This window comes from Vibrio sp. HA2012 (assembly GCF_002812955.1).
Taxonomy (GTDB): Bacteria; Pseudomonadota; Gammaproteobacteria; order Enterobacterales; family Vibrionaceae; genus Vibrio.
In genome coordinates this window covers 222,302-240,480 of record NZ_PFXK01000006.1, presented here as the reverse complement: position 1 = coordinate 240,480, position 18,179 = coordinate 222,302, and the positions used below count along the sequence as shown (strand labels likewise).

12 protein-coding genes are annotated in these 18,179 nt (G+C 46.5%); 3 read left to right on the top strand and 9 right to left on the bottom strand.

Features of this window, described 5'->3' with window-relative positions; translation table 11 throughout:
* Window positions 1-114: 114 nt before the first annotated feature.
* From CSW98_RS12990 to recA, 4 genes are all read right to left on the bottom strand, one after another.
* Complete coding sequence (locus CSW98_RS12990) at window positions 115-3,267, bottom strand: efflux RND transporter permease subunit (protein ID WP_100800902.1); 3,153 nt, start codon at window positions 3,265-3,267, stop codon at window positions 115-117.
* A gap of 6 nt (window positions 3,268-3,273) precedes the next feature.
* On the bottom strand, window positions 3,274-4,425 hold the full coding sequence (locus CSW98_RS12985; RefSeq protein ID WP_100800901.1) for an efflux RND transporter periplasmic adaptor subunit: 1,152 nt from the start codon (window positions 4,423-4,425) through the stop codon (window positions 3,274-3,276).
* Between the two features lie 119 nt (window positions 4,426-4,544).
* Window positions 4,545-4,997 (bottom strand): recombination regulator RecX, encoded by a 453-nt coding sequence (gene recX, locus CSW98_RS12980; RefSeq protein ID WP_100800900.1) that lies wholly within the window; start codon window positions 4,995-4,997, stop codon window positions 4,545-4,547.
* A gap of 77 nt (window positions 4,998-5,074) precedes the next feature.
* Complete coding sequence (gene recA / locus CSW98_RS12975) at window positions 5,075-6,124, bottom strand: recombinase RecA (RefSeq protein WP_100800928.1); 1,050 nt, start codon at window positions 6,122-6,124, stop codon at window positions 5,075-5,077.
* Window positions 6,125-6,337: 213 nt separating this feature from the next.
* Between recA and modF the strand changes: the two genes are divergently transcribed.
* Window positions 6,338-7,795, top strand: a complete 1,458-nt coding sequence (modF, locus tag CSW98_RS12970; protein WP_100800899.1) for a molybdate ABC transporter ATP-binding protein ModF — start codon at window positions 6,338-6,340, stop codon at window positions 7,793-7,795.
* A gap of 49 nt (window positions 7,796-7,844) precedes the next feature.
* Here the strand turns inward: modF and carB are convergent, their stop codons facing one another.
* The 5 genes from carB to secA form a co-directional block, all read right to left on the bottom strand.
* Complete coding sequence (carB, locus tag CSW98_RS12965; RefSeq protein WP_100800898.1) at window positions 7,845-11,072, bottom strand: carbamoyl-phosphate synthase large subunit; 3,228 nt, start codon at window positions 11,070-11,072, stop codon at window positions 7,845-7,847.
* 14 nt (window positions 11,073-11,086) lie between these two features.
* The gene (carA, locus tag CSW98_RS12960; protein ID WP_100800897.1) at window positions 11,087-12,226 is read right to left on the bottom strand and encodes a glutamine-hydrolyzing carbamoyl-phosphate synthase small subunit; all 1,140 of its coding nucleotides are present in this window, start codon (window positions 12,224-12,226) and stop codon (window positions 11,087-11,089) included.
* 507 nt (window positions 12,227-12,733) lie between these two features.
* The gene (gene dapB, locus CSW98_RS12955; protein WP_100800896.1) at window positions 12,734-13,543 is read right to left on the bottom strand and encodes a 4-hydroxy-tetrahydrodipicolinate reductase; all 810 of its coding nucleotides are present in this window, start codon (window positions 13,541-13,543) and stop codon (window positions 12,734-12,736) included.
* A 75-nt stretch (window positions 13,544-13,618) separates the two neighbouring features.
* A complete protein-coding gene (gene mutT / locus CSW98_RS12950) occupies window positions 13,619-14,017 on the bottom strand; it encodes an 8-oxo-dGTP diphosphatase MutT (protein ID WP_100800895.1) in 399 nt (132 codons plus the stop codon).
* Window positions 14,018-14,094: 77 nt separating this feature from the next.
* Window positions 14,095-16,821, bottom strand: coding sequence for a preprotein translocase subunit SecA (secA, locus tag CSW98_RS12945; protein WP_100800894.1), 2,727 nt, complete (start codon window positions 16,819-16,821; stop codon window positions 14,095-14,097).
* Window positions 16,822-17,184: 363 nt separating this feature from the next.
* On the opposite strand from secA, the gene CSW98_RS12940 reads away from it, so the two are divergent.
* Together CSW98_RS12940 and CSW98_RS12935 are read left to right on the top strand one after the other, a co-directional pair.
* On the top strand, window positions 17,185-17,646 hold the full coding sequence (locus CSW98_RS12940) for a DUF721 domain-containing protein (protein WP_100800893.1): 462 nt from the start codon (window positions 17,185-17,187) through the stop codon (window positions 17,644-17,646).
* Window positions 17,643-18,158 carry a SprT family zinc-dependent metalloprotease gene (locus CSW98_RS12935; RefSeq protein WP_100800892.1) on the top strand — a complete coding sequence of 172 codons (516 nt, stop codon included), beginning with the start codon at window positions 17,643-17,645 and terminating at the stop codon, window positions 18,156-18,158. The genes CSW98_RS12940 and CSW98_RS12935 overlap by 4 nt, the downstream gene beginning before the upstream one ends.
* The last annotated feature ends 21 nt before the right edge of the window (window positions 18,159-18,179 follow it).

Here is an 18,179-nt window from a genome sequence, read left to right as displayed (position 1 = left end):
ACTCACTACCTCTGAGCTTTTAGCCTGTTGATAAAAGCAAAGAAAAAGGGCATGACCGGAATCAAAGTTTCCAATCATGCCCTTTTCACTTAAAGAGTATTAACTTAGCAGGTATCAGGAAGAAGTACTCTGAGCGGCTTCTGCTGCATCTCCTTTGATCTTATTCGGTTTCGTACGGAAAAGCTTCATTACGACAACGTAGAATACAGGAACAAAGAAAATCGACAAAACAGTGGCTGCAACCATACCGCCAACAACCCCCCAGCCTATCGCATTCCGGCTGGCTGCACCGGCACCGGTACTTAATGCCAGCGGTAACACACCCAGAATGAAGGCAAATGACGTCATCATAATCGGCCGCAGACGCATTCGGCAGGCTTCAATTGTAGCTTTAATCAAATCGACGCCTTCATCATACTGTGCCTTAGCAAATTCTACGATCAAAATAGCGTTTTTAGCTGACAGACCAATGGTTGTCAATAATGCTACCTGGAAGTAGATATCGTTGGACAGTGATTTCAGTGTCGCTGCCGCTACAGCACCAAATACCCCTAGCGGAACAACCAGCATAACAGCAAACGGAACGCTCCAGCTTTCATACAGGGCTGCCAGACACAGGAAAACAACCATCAGAGAAATACCGTACAGCAAACTGGCCTGAGACCCACTCTGACGCTCCTGATAGGAAATACCACTCCATTCCAGACCGACACCGGATGGCAATTTGTCCACAATATCCTGAACAGCCTGCATCGCATCCCCCGAACTCTTACCGGCAGCAGCCGAACCCTGAATATTCATCGCAGGAGAACCGTTGAAGCGAACCAAACGAGGGGAACCGTAACTCCAGCGAGTTGTTGCAAAGGCGCTAAAAGGTACCATTTCTCCATCCGAGTTACGTACATACCACAGACTCAGGTCTTCTGGGTTCATGCGGAAAGCCGCATCAGCCTGAACATAAACTTTCTTCACCCGGCCATTATCAATGAAGTCATTCACATAAGAAGAGCCCCAGGCAGTAGACAGTACCGAGTTGATATCACTGACAGAAACCCCCATCGCCATGGCTTTTTCATAGTCGATATCGATTTTAAACTGTGGCGCATCTTCCATACCATTAGGACGTACTGCATTCAGGTTGGGATCCTGAGCGGCCATTCCCAATAGCTGATTACGAGCCTGAAGCAATTTCTCATGCCCGATATTTCCCCGGTCAGTCAGGTAAGCATCAAAACCACTTGCTGTGCCCAGAGCCGGGATCACAGGAATATTAAAGGCAAAAATCTGTGCTTCTTTAATCTGCGACAGAGCACCCCAGGCACGGCCGATAATCGCATTCACTGATTGAGCAGGACTTGTACGTTCCCCCCAGTCTTTCAGTTTAACAAATGCCATCCCCATATTCTGACCACTACCTGCAAAACTGAAGCCGGCAATAGTAAATACAGATGCAACATTTTCTTGTTCATTCTCTGCAAAATGCTGATTCAGTTTATCCAGTACTTCCAGTGTTCTTTCCTGCGTAGCACCAACAGGAAGCTGAACCATAGCCATCAGAACCCCCTGATCTTCTTCAGGCAGGAATGACGTTGGCAGACGAGTCCATAGCGTACCTAGTCCAGCAACGATCAGAGCATAGATGACCAGATAACGAACCTTCTGATTGACCCCTTTCGTTACCATGCCTTTATAACCGTTAGTTCCGTTATTAAAGGCCTTATTAAACCAGGCAAGCGGACCGCGTTTAGCCAGATGAGCACCTTCGTTCAACGGTCGGAGCATGGTTGCACAGAGTGCAGGCGTCAATACCATAGCCACAATAACCGACAACACCATCGCTGATACAATAGTGATGGAAAACTGACGATAGATCGCACCGGCTGCACCACCGAAGAAAGCCATTGGAATAAATACCGCACTCAGTACCAGAGCAATACCCACCAGTGCACCGGTGATCTGTCCCATCGATTTACGGGTTGCTTCCAAAGGCTGCAAACCATCTTCTGCCATCACCCGTTCTACGTTCTCAACCACAACGATAGCGTCATCCACCAGCAGACCGATAGCCAGTACCATACCGAACATGGTCAGGGTGTTAATAGAAAAGCCAAATGCAGCCATAATACCGAACGTACCGAGCAGTACCACAGGTACAGCAATCGTCGGGATCAGGGTCGCCCTGAAGTTCTGCAGGAACAGGTACATCACACAGAACACCAGAATAACAGCTTCGATTAATGTATGTACTACTTCTTCAATCGATATTTTAACGAATGGTGTGGTGTCATACGGATACACAACTTCCACTGAGTCTGGGAAAAATTCAGACAGTTCATCCACTTTAGCCTGAACCAGCTCTGATGTATCCAGCGCATTCGCTCCGGTTGCAAGCTGAATCGCAATACCAGTTGCGTAATTGCCATTAAACCGGGACACAGCAGAATAGCTTTCACCACCGATTTCAACCCGTGCAATATCCTTCAACCGGATCTGAGATCCGTCTTCGTGCACTTCCAGTAGGATATTTTCAAACTCTTCAACCGTTGTCATACGACTCTGTGCTGTAATCGTTGCCGTCAGTTGCTGACCCGGGATCGCAGGAGCAGCCCCCAGTTCACCAACAGAAACCTGAGAGTTCTGTGCTCTAATTTCTGCCAAGACTTCGTCCGTGGTCATCTTGTATTTATTCAGCTTATGCGGATCCAGCCAGACGCGCATAGCATGCTGGGCACCAAATACCTGCACACCACCAACACCTTCCAGACGGCTAAGCGGATCTTTTACGTTAGACACCACATAGTCAGACAGTTCTGTGTTATTCATGCTGCCATCATCGGAAATAAAACCGACCACCATCAAAAAACTGCTGGTTGACTTAGCAACAGTCACACCGTTATCCAGTACGTTATCCGGCAGAGAAGATTCAACCAGTGCCAATTTATTCTGCACCTGAACCTGAGCAATATCACCATCAGTACCAGAGGCAAACGTCAGAGAGATTTCAAATCGGCCGGACGAGTCACTGCTGGATGACATGTACAGCAGATTATCAACCCCATTCATATTCTGTTCGATAACCTGAGTAACACTGTTTTCTACAGTCGTCGCTGATGCACCACTGTAAGTACCGGTAATCCGTACCGATGGCGGTGCGATCTCAGGATACTGGGATATAGGCAATGTCGTTATAGACAACACCCCCGCAAGCATGATAATGATGGCTATCACCCATGCAAATATTGGTCTATCAATGAAAAAACGTGCCATAATAAATTATTCTTCCGCACCAGTTAGATGAGCAACAACAGAACTGCCAACACCAACTTTTTGCAGCCCGCTTACAATCACTTTTTCCCCGGCATTCAGTCCGGATTCAACAAGCCATTGAGATTTCACTACCTGACTGGTTTCGATAACTCTGTCTTCTACTTTATTTTCCGCATTTACGATCATGACATGTGCACGACCAGTTACATCACGGGTTACCGCAAGCTGAGGAACCAGTATTGCATCGGCACGATAATCTACCGGAACATCAGCCCGAATATACATACCCGGCAACAGGGTACGGTTCGGGTTGGGTACAATCGCTCGCAGGTTAACCGTTCCGGTTCCTTCATCAACAGTGACATCAGCAAACTGCAATGTTGCTTCCTGTTCGATCTTTGTTCCGTCATCCAGAGATAAAGCAATACCGGCCAGCTTATCACTCTGCTCACCGGTCTTCTGCCGTAAACGAACCAAATCATTACCGGACTGAGAAAGGTCTACATACAGAGGATCCAATTGCTGAATTCTGGCCAGATAATCGGTCTGACTGGCAGTAACCAAAGCACCTTCAGTGACAAAAGAACGTCCGATCCGACCGCTAATCGGTGCGGTAATCTGGGTATAATCCAGATTAATACGTGCTGATTTTACCTGAGCTTCTGCAGACAATACTGACGCCCGGGCTTCTTTATAGGTAGCTTCTACATCAACATAGTCCTGCTGGCTGACTGCTTTCTTTTTCAGCAGATTCTTATACCGCTCTAGCTGCAGTTCATATCTTTCCAGGGTTGCTTCAGCTGAGGCAAGACTTGCTTCTGCACTTTCCAGAGCAACTTCATAAGTAGCAGGATCAATTTGATAAAGTACGTCACCTTTTTGTACCAGGCTGCCTTCAACAAAAAGACGTTTGATAATAATCCCCTGAACCTGAGGGCGGACTTCTGCGATACGGTAGGCGCTGGTTCGCCCCGGCAGGGTTGTAGTTAGTCGTAAAGATTGCTGTGTTACACTGACAACATCAACCGCAACAGCCTGTGGCTGATGAGCAGCGGCAGCACTTGCTTTTTCCGTTTCATCAGGCTGACATCCGGTTAGTGCCACAGATAAACCCACTGCAATAACAGTGTGGCGAAAGAAAGGGTAGACCTTCAACATAAATTAATACTCCTAGCCCAGGTTTTGTTCGTCTTTTCGGGCGTGTACAAGATTGCATTATTACACGCAAAAACTCTAAAATTTTTACAATGTTTTACATCTTATCAGAATTTTTCTATTTAGATATCCTCATCTGAATTGTTCAAAGCATATCCAATCTGGTCAAAACTGAAGCCACGATACTGCAGAAACCTTACCTGTCGTGCATATTCTTTCTGATCCATCGCTTTTATTCCCCTGAATTTTTTTCTGGCTACCACCCGAGCCAGCTCAAACCAGTCAGGACTTTCATCAGTTAATACCTGTTCAATAATATCGTCATCGACTCTTTTCTGCTGTAACTCCTGCCGGATACGCCTTTCCCCATGCCCTTTTGATATATGCTGCCGCACCTGGCTGTGTGCGTAACGCAAGTCATCCTGATAGTGATTTTCCCGGCAATAACTTACAGCATGATGAACATCATCTTCTGTATAGCCTTTTATGAGCAGCTTTTGTGTCAGTTCAAACTGTCCGTGGTCACGACGGGCAAGAAGATATATGGCAGTTTCTAAGGCGGTATAAGAGGACATAATGATATTGAAATATATACGTTCCCACACAAAGCATGGGAACGGAATTACCAGAGACAGCAGGCTTGTGTATAAAATTACTCGGCTTCAGTTCCGGTATCAACCGCTGATGCCGCTTCTGCCGTCTCTTCTACTTTTACTGGTGCCAGCAACAGTTCACGTAATTTTGTGTCAATCTCTGTGGCAGCGTCAGGATGTTCTTTCAGGAACTTACAAGCATTGGCCTTACCCTGACCAATTTTATCGCCTTTATAGCTGTACCATGCCCCGGCTTTTTCTACCAACTTATTCTTGACACCAAGGTCAATAAGTTCACCTTCCCGGTTAAAACCCTGACCATACAAAATCTGTGTCTCCGCCTGCTTAAATGGTGCTGCAATTTTATTCTTCACGACCTTAATGCGGGTTTCGTTGCCCACAACTTCATCACCATCCTTGATAGAACCGGTACGACGGATATCCAGACGAACAGAAGCATAAAATTTAAGGGCATTACCACCCGTTGTAGTTTCAGGATTGCCGAACATCACACCAATTTTCATTCGAATCTGGTTAATGAAGATACACATACAGTTGGACTGCTTAAGGTTACCAGTCAGTTTGCGCATCGCCTGAGAAAGCATACGAGCCTGTAACCCCATATGACTATCTCCCATCTCACCTTCGATTTCTGCTTTTGGCGTCAGTGCTGCAACCGAGTCGACGACCAATACATCAACTGCACCGGAACGGGCAAGTGCATCACAGATTTCCAGAGCCTGTTCGCCGGTATCTGGCTGGGAAACCAGCAATTCATCAATATTAACGCCCAGTTTGGCCGCGTAAATTGGATCCAGTGCATGTTCCGCATCAACAAAGGCACAGGTTTTACCAACACGCTGTGCTGCTGCAATCAGCTCCAGCGTCAGCGTCGTTTTACCTGAACTTTCCGGGCCATAGATTTCGACGATACGTCCCATCGGCAGACCACCTGCACCCAGAGCGATATCCAGAGCAAGAGAACCGGTTGAAATGGTTTCAACATCCATGGTGCGGTTATCACCAAGACGCATGATAGAGCCTTTACCGAATTGCTTTTCAATCTGACCCAGTGCTGCTGCGAGAGCCTTCTGTTTGTTCTCGTCCATTACTTTCTCCAACATTTATTCATTTCCGGTCATCTTCTGCTTCGACAACCGGGTATCTGTTCTTAATCTTGAATCATTATACTGTTGATTCATACAGTGTCCACACCTGTATAATAATTTTATTTCTTCACTCCGGTTCTTGTGGCGCATTTGGGGTTAGGTCAACAATTTATCCTGTAGTAAGGTAAAAGAAACAGGGAAACGTTAACGAATATGAACATACAATTTAAGCAATTTAAAGCCTCAGGTACCACCTTTGATCTTGATATAAGCGACTGGATTATCAAAGATAAACAATCCTGGGGGATATTCAGTACCGTTGGTGATATTGGCTCATTACTTGGGGACTTGGTTTGTGGAAAACCTCTAGAGGTTTCAGGGGGATTTCATTCAGGCGCTACCGGTGTAGCTCAGGTCTCTCTGGCAGAACAACAACGCTTGCTGGAGACTGAACTGGCAAACGATGATACTGATTTTATGGATCAACCGGATACCGGCACAACTGTCTATGAGCTGATTTACCAGCAGTGTAAGGATAGATCACTGACTCGGAACCTGATCAAGGACCTCGACCTGATACACTTACAGGAGAGCGGCTTCCGGCTACTGTCTACCGGTGAAACCCGCCGCCTGATGCTCGCCAGAGCACTGGCAGAAAAACCAGAGCTTTTAGTATTAGATGAGCCTTATGCCGGTTTAGATATTGTACACAGACGCACACTGGCAAATTACCTGAGGGAATTATCCAGCACTGTTCAGATGCTGGTGATCGTTTCCCGAGAAGAAGAGATGCCTGACTGGATAGATCAGGTCGCGATCTTCAATCAGGGCAAGCTAGAAGACACCATGCCCAAGCAAGACTGGGATAACCACCCTATTATCTCACAGCTCAAAGCGTTATCGCAGCAACGCAGTCAGGAGATGCTGGCTCTTATCCAGAGGCACAAGCACAGCTCTGACTTATCAGATCCGGTATTTCAGCTTACCGATGGAAAAGTCGCGTATACCGACAAAACAATTTTTACCGACATAAACTGGCGAATAAATAAAGGCGAACACTGGCAAGTTCGCGGACCAAATGGATGCGGTAAAAGCACCCTTCTAGGGCTGATCTTTGGCGACCATCCGCAATGTTACAGCAACGATATTCAGATCTTTGGCAAACAAAGAGGATCCGGAGAAACTATCTGGGAAATCAAAAAGCACATTGGTCTCGTCTCTTCAGCCCTGCATCTTCAATATCGGGTAAGTTGCAGTGCTCTGGATGTGATCCTGTCCGGCTTCTATGATTCTATCGGCCTGTATCAAAACCCCTCTAAACGAGAAATCAGTATTGCGAGAGAATGGCTGAAAATTCTGCATATGGCAGAACTAGGCAATACCTCGTTCAGAGCGCTGGAATACGGACAGCAACGACTGCTCCTTATCGCACGGGCTATCGTTAAGCAGCCCGCTTTCCTTATTCTGGATGAACCTTATCAGGGGCTGGATTTCCTTGGCAGGAAGCTGGTAATGAATACACTGGAATTAATTGCCGAAGAAAACCTTTGTCAGCTTCTGTATGTGTCTCATTATCAGGATGATGCGCTAAAGAGCATTAAAAATTATCTGGACTTTATTCCGTCCAAAGAGCATGAGGGCTATCAGGTTATAGTTTCCCAACTGTCATAAAAAAGGGAGGCATACAACGCCTCCCTTTTCCTTTATGCACTCTGCAAAGTTAAGCTTGAGCTTTTATCTTTGCATGCAGTTCCTGCACTGAAGTAACTTCATTGCGGGCATCAGCCGTATGCGCCATACAGGTCGCAAATGCAGCATTCAGCGTTGTCGTGTAATTCACTTTCTCGGCCAGAGCCCCCCGGCGCAGAACTTTTGAATCCTCAATCGCCTGACGGCCTGCAGCCGTATTCACGATATAGGTGTATTCATTGTTCTTAATACGGTCAAGAATATGCGGGCGGCCTTCATGTACTTTGTTAACCAAACGAGGGTTAATACCAGCTTCACCAAGAATCACTGCTGTACCATGAGTCGCATCCAGCTTATAGCCCAGCTTGGTCAGTTTAGACGCCAGATCAACCACACGCTGCTTGTCGTCATTTCTCACAGAAAGCAATGCCCTTCCGCCTTCAGGATAAATACTTCCGCACCCTAGTTCTGCTTTAGCGTAAGCTTCAGCAAACGTCGGGCCTACACCCATGACTTCTCCAGTAGAACGCATTTCAGGACCAAGCAACGGGTCAACACCCGGGAACTTGTTAAATGGCAGTACAACTTCTTTCACGGAGTAATATGGCGGAATGATCTCTTTCGTGAAGCCTTGTTGCTCAAGAGACTGACCAGCCATTACCCGAGCTGCAATTTTCGCCAGCGGAGCACCCGTTGCTTTCGATACGAAAGGAACCGTACGCGCAGCTCGCGGATTCACTTCAATCAGATAAACTTCGTTATCTTTAACAGCAAACTGCGTATTCATCAGGCCGCGAACACCCAACTCAAATGCCAGTTTTTCAACCTGCTCACGCATCACATCCTGAATTTCTTTGCTCAGAGTATAAGCTGGCAGTGAACATGCTGAGTCACCGGAATGAACACCCGCCTGTTCGATGTGCTCCATAATACCACCGATAACGACGCGTTCACCGTCACAAATCGCATCGATATCCACTTCTGTCGCATCATCCAGGAAACGATCCAGCAGTACCGGAGATTCGTTTGATACGCTAACAGCTTCGTTAAAGTAACGACGCAGATCCTGCTCGTCATAAACGATTTCCATCGCACGACCACCCAGAACATATGAAGGGCGAACGACCAGAGGAAAACCTATATCTTTAGACTTCTCAATCGCCTGTTCCATTGTCGTTACAGTCGCATTCTCCGGCTGTAGCAGGCCTAAACGGTTAACCGCAGACTGGAAACGTTCACGGTCTTCAGCACGGTCAATCGCATCAGGACTGGTACCGATAATCGGTACACCGGCAGCTTCCAGAGCACGAGCCAGTTTCAGCGGAGTCTGACCACCATACTGCACAATGACCCCTTTCGGTTTTTCAACACGGACGATAGACAATACATCTTCCAGTGTTACCGGCTCAAAATACAGACGGTCTGATGTATCGTAGTCAGTAGAAACCGTCTCAGGGTTACAGTTAACCATGATCGTTTCGTAACCGTCTTCACGCAGAGCAAGAGATGCGTGTACACAGCAGTAATCAAACTCGATACCCTGACCGATACGGTTCGGGCCACCGCCCAATACCATGATTTTGTCTTTGTCTGTCGGATTCGCTTCACACTCTTCATCATAAGAAGAGTACATATAAGCAGTATCGGACGAGAATTCAGCCGCACAGGTGTCCACGCGCTTGTAGACCGGATGAATGTTGAACTGCTCACGCAGACGACGAATTTCACTTTCCGCAACGCCCAGCAAATCAGACAAACGGGCATCAGAGAAGCCTTTACGCTTCATCTTACGCAAAACTTCGTCAGTCAGGCCAGCAAAACCGCCCGCTTTAACGGTCTGTTCCATCTGAACCAGTTCTTCAATCTGAACCAGGAACCAACGATCAATCTGCGTCAGATTAAAGATACCGTCTACAGACATACCGGCACGGAATGCATCCGCAATGTACCAGATACGCTCAGCACCGGCTTCTTTCAGCTCATGGCGGATTTTAGTCAGAGCATCCGGCTGATCCAGATCAACCATTTCATCAAAACCGTTTACCCCTACTTCCAGACCACGCAGAGCTTTATGTAGTGATTCCTGCTGGTTACGGCCGATAGCCATTACCTCACCCACAGACTTCATCTGAGTCGTCAGGCGATCATTGGCACCGGCAAATTTTTCGAAGTTAAAGCGAGGAATTTTAGTGACTACGTAGTCGATCGTTGGTTCGAATGATGCCGGTGTTGCGCCACCAGTAATATCGTTCATCAGTTCATCCAGCGTGAAACCAACGGCCAGTTTAGCCGCAACTTTCGCAATCGGGAAACCCGTTGCTTTTGATGCCAGAGCAGAAGAGCGGGATACACGCGGGTTCATCTCAATGATAACCATACGGCCATCTTTCGGGTTGATACCAAACTGTACGTTTGAGCCACCGGTTTCAACACCAATCTCACGCAGTACTGCCAGAGAGGCATTACGCATCAACTGATATTCTTTGTCTGTTAGCGTTTGTGCTGGAGCCACTGTAATAGAGTCACCGGTATGGATACCCATTGGGTCGAAGTTTTCGATAGAACAGACAATGATACAGTTATCCGCTTTATCGCGGACCACTTCCATCTCGTACTCTTTCCAGCCGATCAGAGATTCATCGATCAGCAGTTCGTTGGTTGGAGACAGATCCAAACCACGACGGCAGATCTCTTCAAACTCTTCTTTGTTATAAGCGATACCGCCACCGGTCCCCCCCATCGTAAAAGAAGGACGGATGATACATGGGAAGCCGACCATATCCAGAACCTTGTAGGCTTCGTCCATCGTCTTAGCTGTATCTGCACGCGGGCACTCAAGGCCAATTGACTTCATGGCGGCATCGAAACGAGAACGATCTTCCGCTTTATCAATTGCATCTGCCGTTGCACCGATCATCTCAACACCGAACTCTTTCAGCACACCTTCACGTTCCAGATCCAAGGCACAGTTCAGAGCAGTCTGTCCCCCCATCGTCGGTAGAACAGCATCCGGACGCTCTTTCTCGATGATCTTACGGACAACTTCCCAGTTGATTGGCTCAATGTAGGTCGCATCGGCCATATCCGGGTCTGTCATGATTGTCGCCGGGTTAGAGTTTACCAGAATAACGCGGTAACCCTCTTCACGCAGCGCTTTACACGCTTGAGCACCAGAGTAGTCAAACTCACAAGCCTGGCCGATAACAATAGGACCAGCACCGAGAATCAGAATGCTTTTTATATCAGTACGTTTTGGCATTTTTACTACTCCAGTTACGCTTTGTGCTGCTGAATTAATTCAATAAAGTGGTCAAATAGCGGTGCTGCATCATGTGGACCCGGACTCGCCTCCGGATGTCCCTGAAAACTGAACGCCGGTTTGTCCGTACGATGAATACCCTGCAAAGAACCATCGAACAGAGATTTATGCGTAGCACGCAGATTGGCCGGTAATGTGGCTTCATCGGCTGCAAAACCATGATTCTGAGAAGTAATCATCACCACATCCCGATCCAGATCTTTTACCGGATGGTTAGCTCCATGGTGGCCAAATTTCATTTTTACAGTCTGGGCACCGGAAGCCAGAGCCAGGATCTGGTGTCCAAGACAGATACCGAAAACCGGTACCCCCTTCTCCAGAAATGTTTTCGTTGCTTCTATGGCATAGGTACAAGGAGCCGGGTCACCCGGACCATTAGACAGGAATACACCATCCGGACTCAGTGCCAGAACATCTTCCGCCGGAGTTTGCGCCGGTACGACTGTCAGACGACAGCCACGATCCACCAGCATACGCAGAATATTACGTTTCGCACCGAAATCGTAGGCGACGACATGGTATGGCAGTTCACTATCATCTTTAGCCTCAGGAAGTCCCTGTTCCAGGGTCCATGAACCTTGTTTCCACTGATAGGCTTCCTGCGTGGTAACTTCTTTCGCCAGATCCATACCTTTCAGCCCCGGAAACTCTTTCGCTTTAGCCAGAGCCAGAGCTTCATCCAGATTAGTACCGGCCAGAATACAGCCATTCTGAGCACCTTTTTCACGTAGAATACGTGTCAGCTTACGAGTATCGATATCTGCGATACCCACAATATTCTGTGATTTCAGATAATCAGAAAGAGATTGTTCATTACGGAAGTTGGAAGCTATAAGAGGAAGATCGCGGATCACAAGGCCTTGAGCATGAATAGAAGAGGATTCTTCATCTTCAGTATTAGTACCGGTATTGCCTATATGAGGATAAGTAAGAGTAACAATTTGTTGTGAATAAGAAGGATCGGTGAGTATTTCCTGATACCCCGTCATCGAGGTGTTAAAAACGACTTCTCCAACGGATGAACCATCTGCTCCAATGGATGTTCCGTGGAATACCGTCCCGTCTTCCAGGACTAGCAATGCTGACTTACTCAAGACAACCTCCAGAATAAAAATGCATAAATTTTAATTTAAATTGCAAATTACCTTACTTTAAACCAAAAAGAAACCATTCCTTGGAATTCAGGTAAATTGGCGGCATTTTAGTGATCGATGTGATGTATGTCAATATTTAACCCGGAAGAATATATGCACTTTCTTCACCAATAAGACAAATCAGACCACAAACCTCTAAAAAAACAACTTAATTATAGTTATCACCGGCTTTTTTTGTGAGAATTCTTTCAACCAAATGGAAAATCATACCCTTTTTTATCTTTTCACTAACAACACCCACGCAAACGTTACCTAACCAGAAATAACCTAGACTTTTGGATATCTCCACCAAAAAAAGACCTATCGACACGATAACAAACAGAAAATCAGCCACAAACAGAAATAATTCACTCAGTTAACTGTAAAGTTGTTTGCTACGAGCAAAAGAAACGCCAGATAAATCTGGCGCATAATTATGTGTTTTCAGTTTGAAGATAAGAAACCGGGTTATATCTCATTTAATCCCAGAACATCTGTCATGGAATAAAGACCAGCCGGTTTATCATTTAGCCAAATAGCGGCTTTAACCGCACCATTAGCAAACGTCATCCTGTCAGTGGCCTTATGAGTGATCTCCACGCGTTCACCGATATCTGCAAACATAGCGGTATGCTCACCAACAATATCACCGGCACGGATAGTAGCAAAACCAATCTCATTGTTTGAACGTTCACCGGTTATCCCTTCCCGGGCATACACGGCAACATCGCTAAGCTTGTTCCCCATAGCCCCGGCAATAGCCTCACCCATACCAAGAGCCGTTCCGGAAGGAGCATCCACTTTATACCGGTGATGTGCCTCTATAATTTCGATATCACAGTAATCACCCATCACCCTGGCAGCTTTTTCCAGCAACTTAAACACCAGATTAACACCTACGCTATAGTTAGGCGCCATAATCAAGGGTACCTGCTCTGCGGCTTTATCAATCAGTTGCTTTTCCTGCTCAGAAAAACCGGTAGTACCTATAACCATCTTCTTGCCATGTTTTTTACACAGTTCAAGATTGGCTATCGTGCTTTTCGGAGCGGTAAAATCAATAATAACATCAAAATTGGCAATCGTTTTTTCCAGATCATCGACAAGAGAAATATCGAAGTGTCCTTCTCCGCACAGCTCGCCAACATCCACACCAATTAAAGAAGACTCCGATCGCTCAGACGCTGCACCCACTGAAGCCTGATGATTATGGTAGGTAGCTTTGACTAAATTGCGGCCCATACGGCCTGCTGCTCCTGCAATCGCAATTCGAACCATTGCGTAAATCTCCGTTTGTTAGGGGTTGCACCAATCTAACGCAAAAGCGCCGGGTTATCAAAGGGAAAGGGAAAATTAAGAAAACTCCGCAATCACCCGCTCCAGCACAGGGATATTGGCTTCAGGAAAATCATAATGCATCAAATCTGTTATCGGCACCCACTCACCTCTCTGACCTTCTTTTCCATACGGTTGCTCGTTAAAGTTCGTAACAGCAAAAAAATCAAAAGCTAACGACTTTTCCGGATAATCATATTCTAGTGACTGGAAATGATATAACTCGGTTACATGGATCCCGACTTCTTCAAACAGCTCCCGGACAGTCGCCTGCTCTGCCGTTTCACCCGCCTCAACTTTCCCTCCGGGAAATTCCCAGCAACCGCCTTTATGCACCTTATCCGGACGTTTGGTAATAAATACCTGCTCTTTTTCTGCATTGAGAATAATTGCAGCAGCAATATGAAGACGTTGCATCTTTCTCTCCATGTTTCATAAAAAAGCCTGTCAACAATCAAGTTAACAGGCTTCTGTCTCGTACTTCAGAGCTGTATTTAACTCAGTTTACCGCAGCACTGCTTATATTTTTTCCCGGAGCCACAAGGACACGGGTCATTGCGACCAATTTTCTGGCCTTCCCGCACGACAGGCTGCGCCGGAGCTTCTGCATCTTCTTCCGCATTACTACCCATCTGACCAGCATCCTGATGCTGGAACTGCTGACGACGAGCGGCTTCTTCTGCCTGAGCACGACGCTGCGCTTCCATACGTTCGACTTCTTCCTGCTGCTGTACGCGAACTTTACTCAGGATGGTAATCACATCCATCTTCAGCGCGTCCAGTAAACCTTCAAACAATTCAAACGACTCACGTTTATATTCCTGTTTCGGGTTCTTTTGTGCATAACCACGCAGATGAATACCCTGACGAAGATGATCCATTGCCGCCAGATGTTCTTTCCACAGATTATCCAGAGTCTGCAACATAACTGATTTTTCGAAGTTACGCAGCACGTCAGCACCGACCGCTTCTTCTTTACTGTTATAGATATCAACAGCTGCTGTCAGGATTTTTTCACGCAAGGCTTCTTCATACAGTTTATCATCTTCATCCAGCCAGGACTGAATAGCCAGATCCAGATCAAAATCATTTTTCAGGCGTTCGCTCAGCCCCGGAATATCCCACATATCTTCCAGAGACTGTGGCGGAATATACTCATCGATTACCGCCATAAAGACATCTTCCCGATTCTGCTGCAGCATATCACTGATATCATCCGTCTCCATCAGCTCATCACGCAGCTCGTACACGACCTTACGCTGATCGTTAGCCACATCATCGTAATCCAGCAGTTGCTTACGAATATCAAAGTTACGGCCTTCAACTTTGCGCTGTGCTTTTTCAATCGAACGCGACAACATGCGACTTTCAATCGCTTCACCTTCACTCATGCCACTCTGAATAAGACCGGCCATACGATCAGAAGTAAAAATACGCAACAAGGTATCTTCCATAGACAGATAGAAACGGGAAGAGCCCGGATCTCCCTGACGACCGGAACGACCACGCAACTGGTTATCTATACGACGGGATTCATGTCTCTCAGTACCAATAATATGCAGGCCACCCGCTGCCAGCACTTTTTCATGTTCAACTTTCCAGTCAGCCTTAAGCTGAGCTATTTGAGCATCCGTTGGATTATCCAGTTTAGCCACTTCAGACTGCCAGCTACCGCCCAGAACGATATCGGTACCACGACCGGCCATATTAGTCGCGATCGTTACTGCACCAGCAGAACCGGCAAAGGCAACAATATCCGCTTCCTGTTCATGAAATTTAGCGTTCAGTACGTTATGTTTTATCTTGGCTTTTTTCAGTGCATTAGAAAGCAGTTCCGATTTTTCGATAGAAACCGTCCCCACCAGTACCGGCTGACCTTTTTCCACTCGCAGCTTAATATCTTCAATAATGGCACTGAATTTTTCAGCTTCAGTACGATAAACCATATCCGCCATATCATCACGGATCATCGGCTTATTGGTTGGAATAACCACTGTTTCCAGGCCATAGATTTGTTGGAATTCAAAAGCTTCCGTATCTGCCGTACCAGTCATACCGGACAGTTTTTCATACAGACGGAAATAGTTCTGGAATGTGATCGAAGCTAGTGTCTGGTTTTCATTCTGGATCCGGACTCCTTCTTTTGCTTCCACAGCCTGATGCAAACCTTCTGACCAGCGACGTCCCGGCATAGTACGTCCGGTATGCTCATCAACGATGATAACTTCACCGTCTTTTACAATATAATCGACATCTTTTTCAAACAAGACATGTGCACGCAGTGCTGCATTCACGTGATGAAGCAGGCTGATATTCGCCGGAGAATACAAGGTATCGCCTTCAGCCATCAGACCGTTGCTCACCATCAGTTCTTCGACAAACTCTTGACCGGTTTCTGTCAGATAAACCTGTTTGGATTTTTCATCTACAGTATAGTGACCATCCCCGCGATACTCTTCCGTATCTTCCTTATCCTGCTTTTGCAAAGAAGGGATCAAGGTGTTAATGCGGGTATACAATTCGGAACTGTCTTCTGCAGGACCGGAGATAATCAGTGGTGTTCGCGCTTCGTCGATCAGAATCGAGTCAACTTCATCGACGACGGCGAAGAAACGTGCGCGCTGAACACGATCTTCCTTGCGGAAAGCCATATTGTCACGCAGATAGTCGAAACCAAATTCATTGTTAGTACCGTAGAGGATATCAGCCTTATAAGCAGCCTGTTTCTCTGGCGGAGCCATATTAGGTACGTTAACGCCAACCGTCATACCAAGAAACTCAAATAAGGCACGGTTGGTTTCCGCATCCCGCTTAGCCAGATAATCGTTCACGGTAACGATATGAACACCTTTACCAGGCAATGCATTCAGATAAGCCGGTAAGGTGGCGGTCAGTGTTTTACCTTCACCTGTACGCATCTCTGCGATCTGACCGGAATTCAGTACCATACCGCCGATAAGCTGAACATCAAAATGCCGCATGCCGAAAACACGCTTAGACGCTTCACGTACGGTGGCAAATGCTTCAGGAAGAAGCTGATCCAACGTTTCGCCCTGCTCTAAACGTTCACGGAATTCTACCGTTTTTGCTTTAAGCTGCTCATCAGATAGAGCTTCAAAATCCGGCTCATAGTTATTAATTTCTTTTACAATTTTTCTTAAACGCCGCAAAGTTCGGTCATTACGGCTGCCAATTACTTTGGTCAGTAGCTTAGTTATCATCTGCTATGGATCTCTTGTTACTTTCCTGAACGGTCTCTATTTTGAAGATAACCACTCACTGATACTACTTAAATACGGTCAGTCTCTAAACTAAGAATACTGATATGAATCCTATGGTTCCGATATGGCGACCAGAGAGACTGTTTTCAAGCCTGATGGCTGTGTATCTTTCAAATTGAAACAAAACGGCACCTATAATAAGGGATTATCCAGCTAACAACCATCAGGAATACCATTAGTTTGAGCAAGTTAGTGTTTTCTGCATAAATTCGCTTGATGTATCCCTTCAATGGCCGCCTGCCCCTGTAGACTGAGTCTTCACACTTCATTACACTGGAAGTACATTTATACTACGAGTCATTTATGCGCGATCATCGACCCACGTCAACAGAAGCGATTATTTCCGACAGTAAGCTGCAGTTATTACAGGAACATGCAAGCCAGATCAATCGACTGAACCGGTTACTGATGCCTTTGCTGCCGAAAGGAACAACAGAACAGTGCCGGGCGGCCAATATTCGTGAAGGGATTCTGATCATTGAAACTGCGAGTGCCGCAATAAAAATGAAGCTCGACTACGAAAGACTCTCTATTCTTAACCATCTGAGGGCCAACGGTTTTGCCAGACTGAGTGGTATAGAGATAAAAATCAACCCTGCACTATACCGTCAGCAGGAAGAAAAGCATAAGCAACTGAAAAAAAGGCCCCCCTTGTCTGATTCTGCAGCCCTCTCTATTCTGACGACAGCCAGTATGGCTTCGTCACCAAAAGTAAAATCTCGTCTGGAAAGTATTGCCCGGCTGGCAAAAAAAGGGGACGAATGAGTTACTGTTTTACCCCGACCACTACAGACATTCATGCTATTGAAAACCAGCTCAGCCACTGCTTGCATCTGGCTGAAACCTTTTTCCAGCGTCACTTTTCTCGACCGGAAGTATCGTTTAGATTACGAGGTAAAACAGCCGGCAAAGCTTACCTGCAGTTGAATGAGATCCGATTGAATCCGGTTCTGTTTCAGGAAAATAAACTGGCATTTCTGAGTGAAGTTATTCCGCATGAAATAGCCCATTTACTCACCTATCAGCTTTACGGGCGGGTTCGCCCGCACGGCAGGGAATGGCAGGAGATCATGCAACAGGTTTTTACCCTGCAGCCGGAAACCACCCATCGCTTTGCTATTGATTCTGTTCAGGGAAAAACGTTTGAATATCAGTGTGAATGTACCTGCCATGCCCTGACCATCCGCCGTCATAATAAAGTACTGCGACAGGAGAACCGCTACCTGTGCCGTCAGTGTGGTCAGGAACTGGTATTTACCGGTCGCAGGCTTTCCTGAGTTCATCGGCTATTTCCCCTT

Coding starts and splice junctions, on each gene's coding strand:
- CSW98_RS12990 (WP_100800902.1), bottom strand. CDS start 3,267: ATGGCACGTTTTTTCATTGATAGACCAATATTTGCATGGGTGATAGCC.
- CSW98_RS12985 (WP_100800901.1), bottom strand. CDS start 4,425: ATGTTGAAGGTCTACCCTTTCTTTCGCCACACTGTTATTGCAGTGGGT.
- recX (WP_100800900.1), bottom strand. CDS start 4,997: ATGTCCTCTTATACCGCCTTAGAAACTGCCATATATCTTCTTGCCCGT.
- recA (WP_100800928.1), bottom strand. CDS start 6,124: ATGGACGAGAACAAACAGAAGGCTCTCGCAGCAGCACTGGGTCAGATT.
- modF (WP_100800899.1), top strand. CDS start 6,338: ATGAACATACAATTTAAGCAATTTAAAGCCTCAGGTACCACCTTTGAT.
- carB (WP_100800898.1), bottom strand. CDS start 11,072: ATGCCAAAACGTACTGATATAAAAAGCATTCTGATTCTCGGTGCTGGT.
- dapB (WP_100800896.1), bottom strand. CDS start 13,543: ATGGTTCGAATTGCGATTGCAGGAGCAGCAGGCCGTATGGGCCGCAAT.
- mutT (WP_100800895.1), bottom strand. CDS start 14,017: ATGCAACGTCTTCATATTGCTGCTGCAATTATTCTCAATGCAGAAAAA.
- secA (WP_100800894.1), bottom strand. CDS start 16,821: ATGATAACTAAGCTACTGACCAAAGTAATTGGCAGCCGTAATGACCGA.
- CSW98_RS12940 (WP_100800893.1), top strand. CDS start 17,185: ATGCGCGATCATCGACCCACGTCAACAGAAGCGATTATTTCCGACAGT.
- CSW98_RS12935 (WP_100800892.1), top strand. CDS start 17,643: ATGAGTTACTGTTTTACCCCGACCACTACAGACATTCATGCTATTGAA.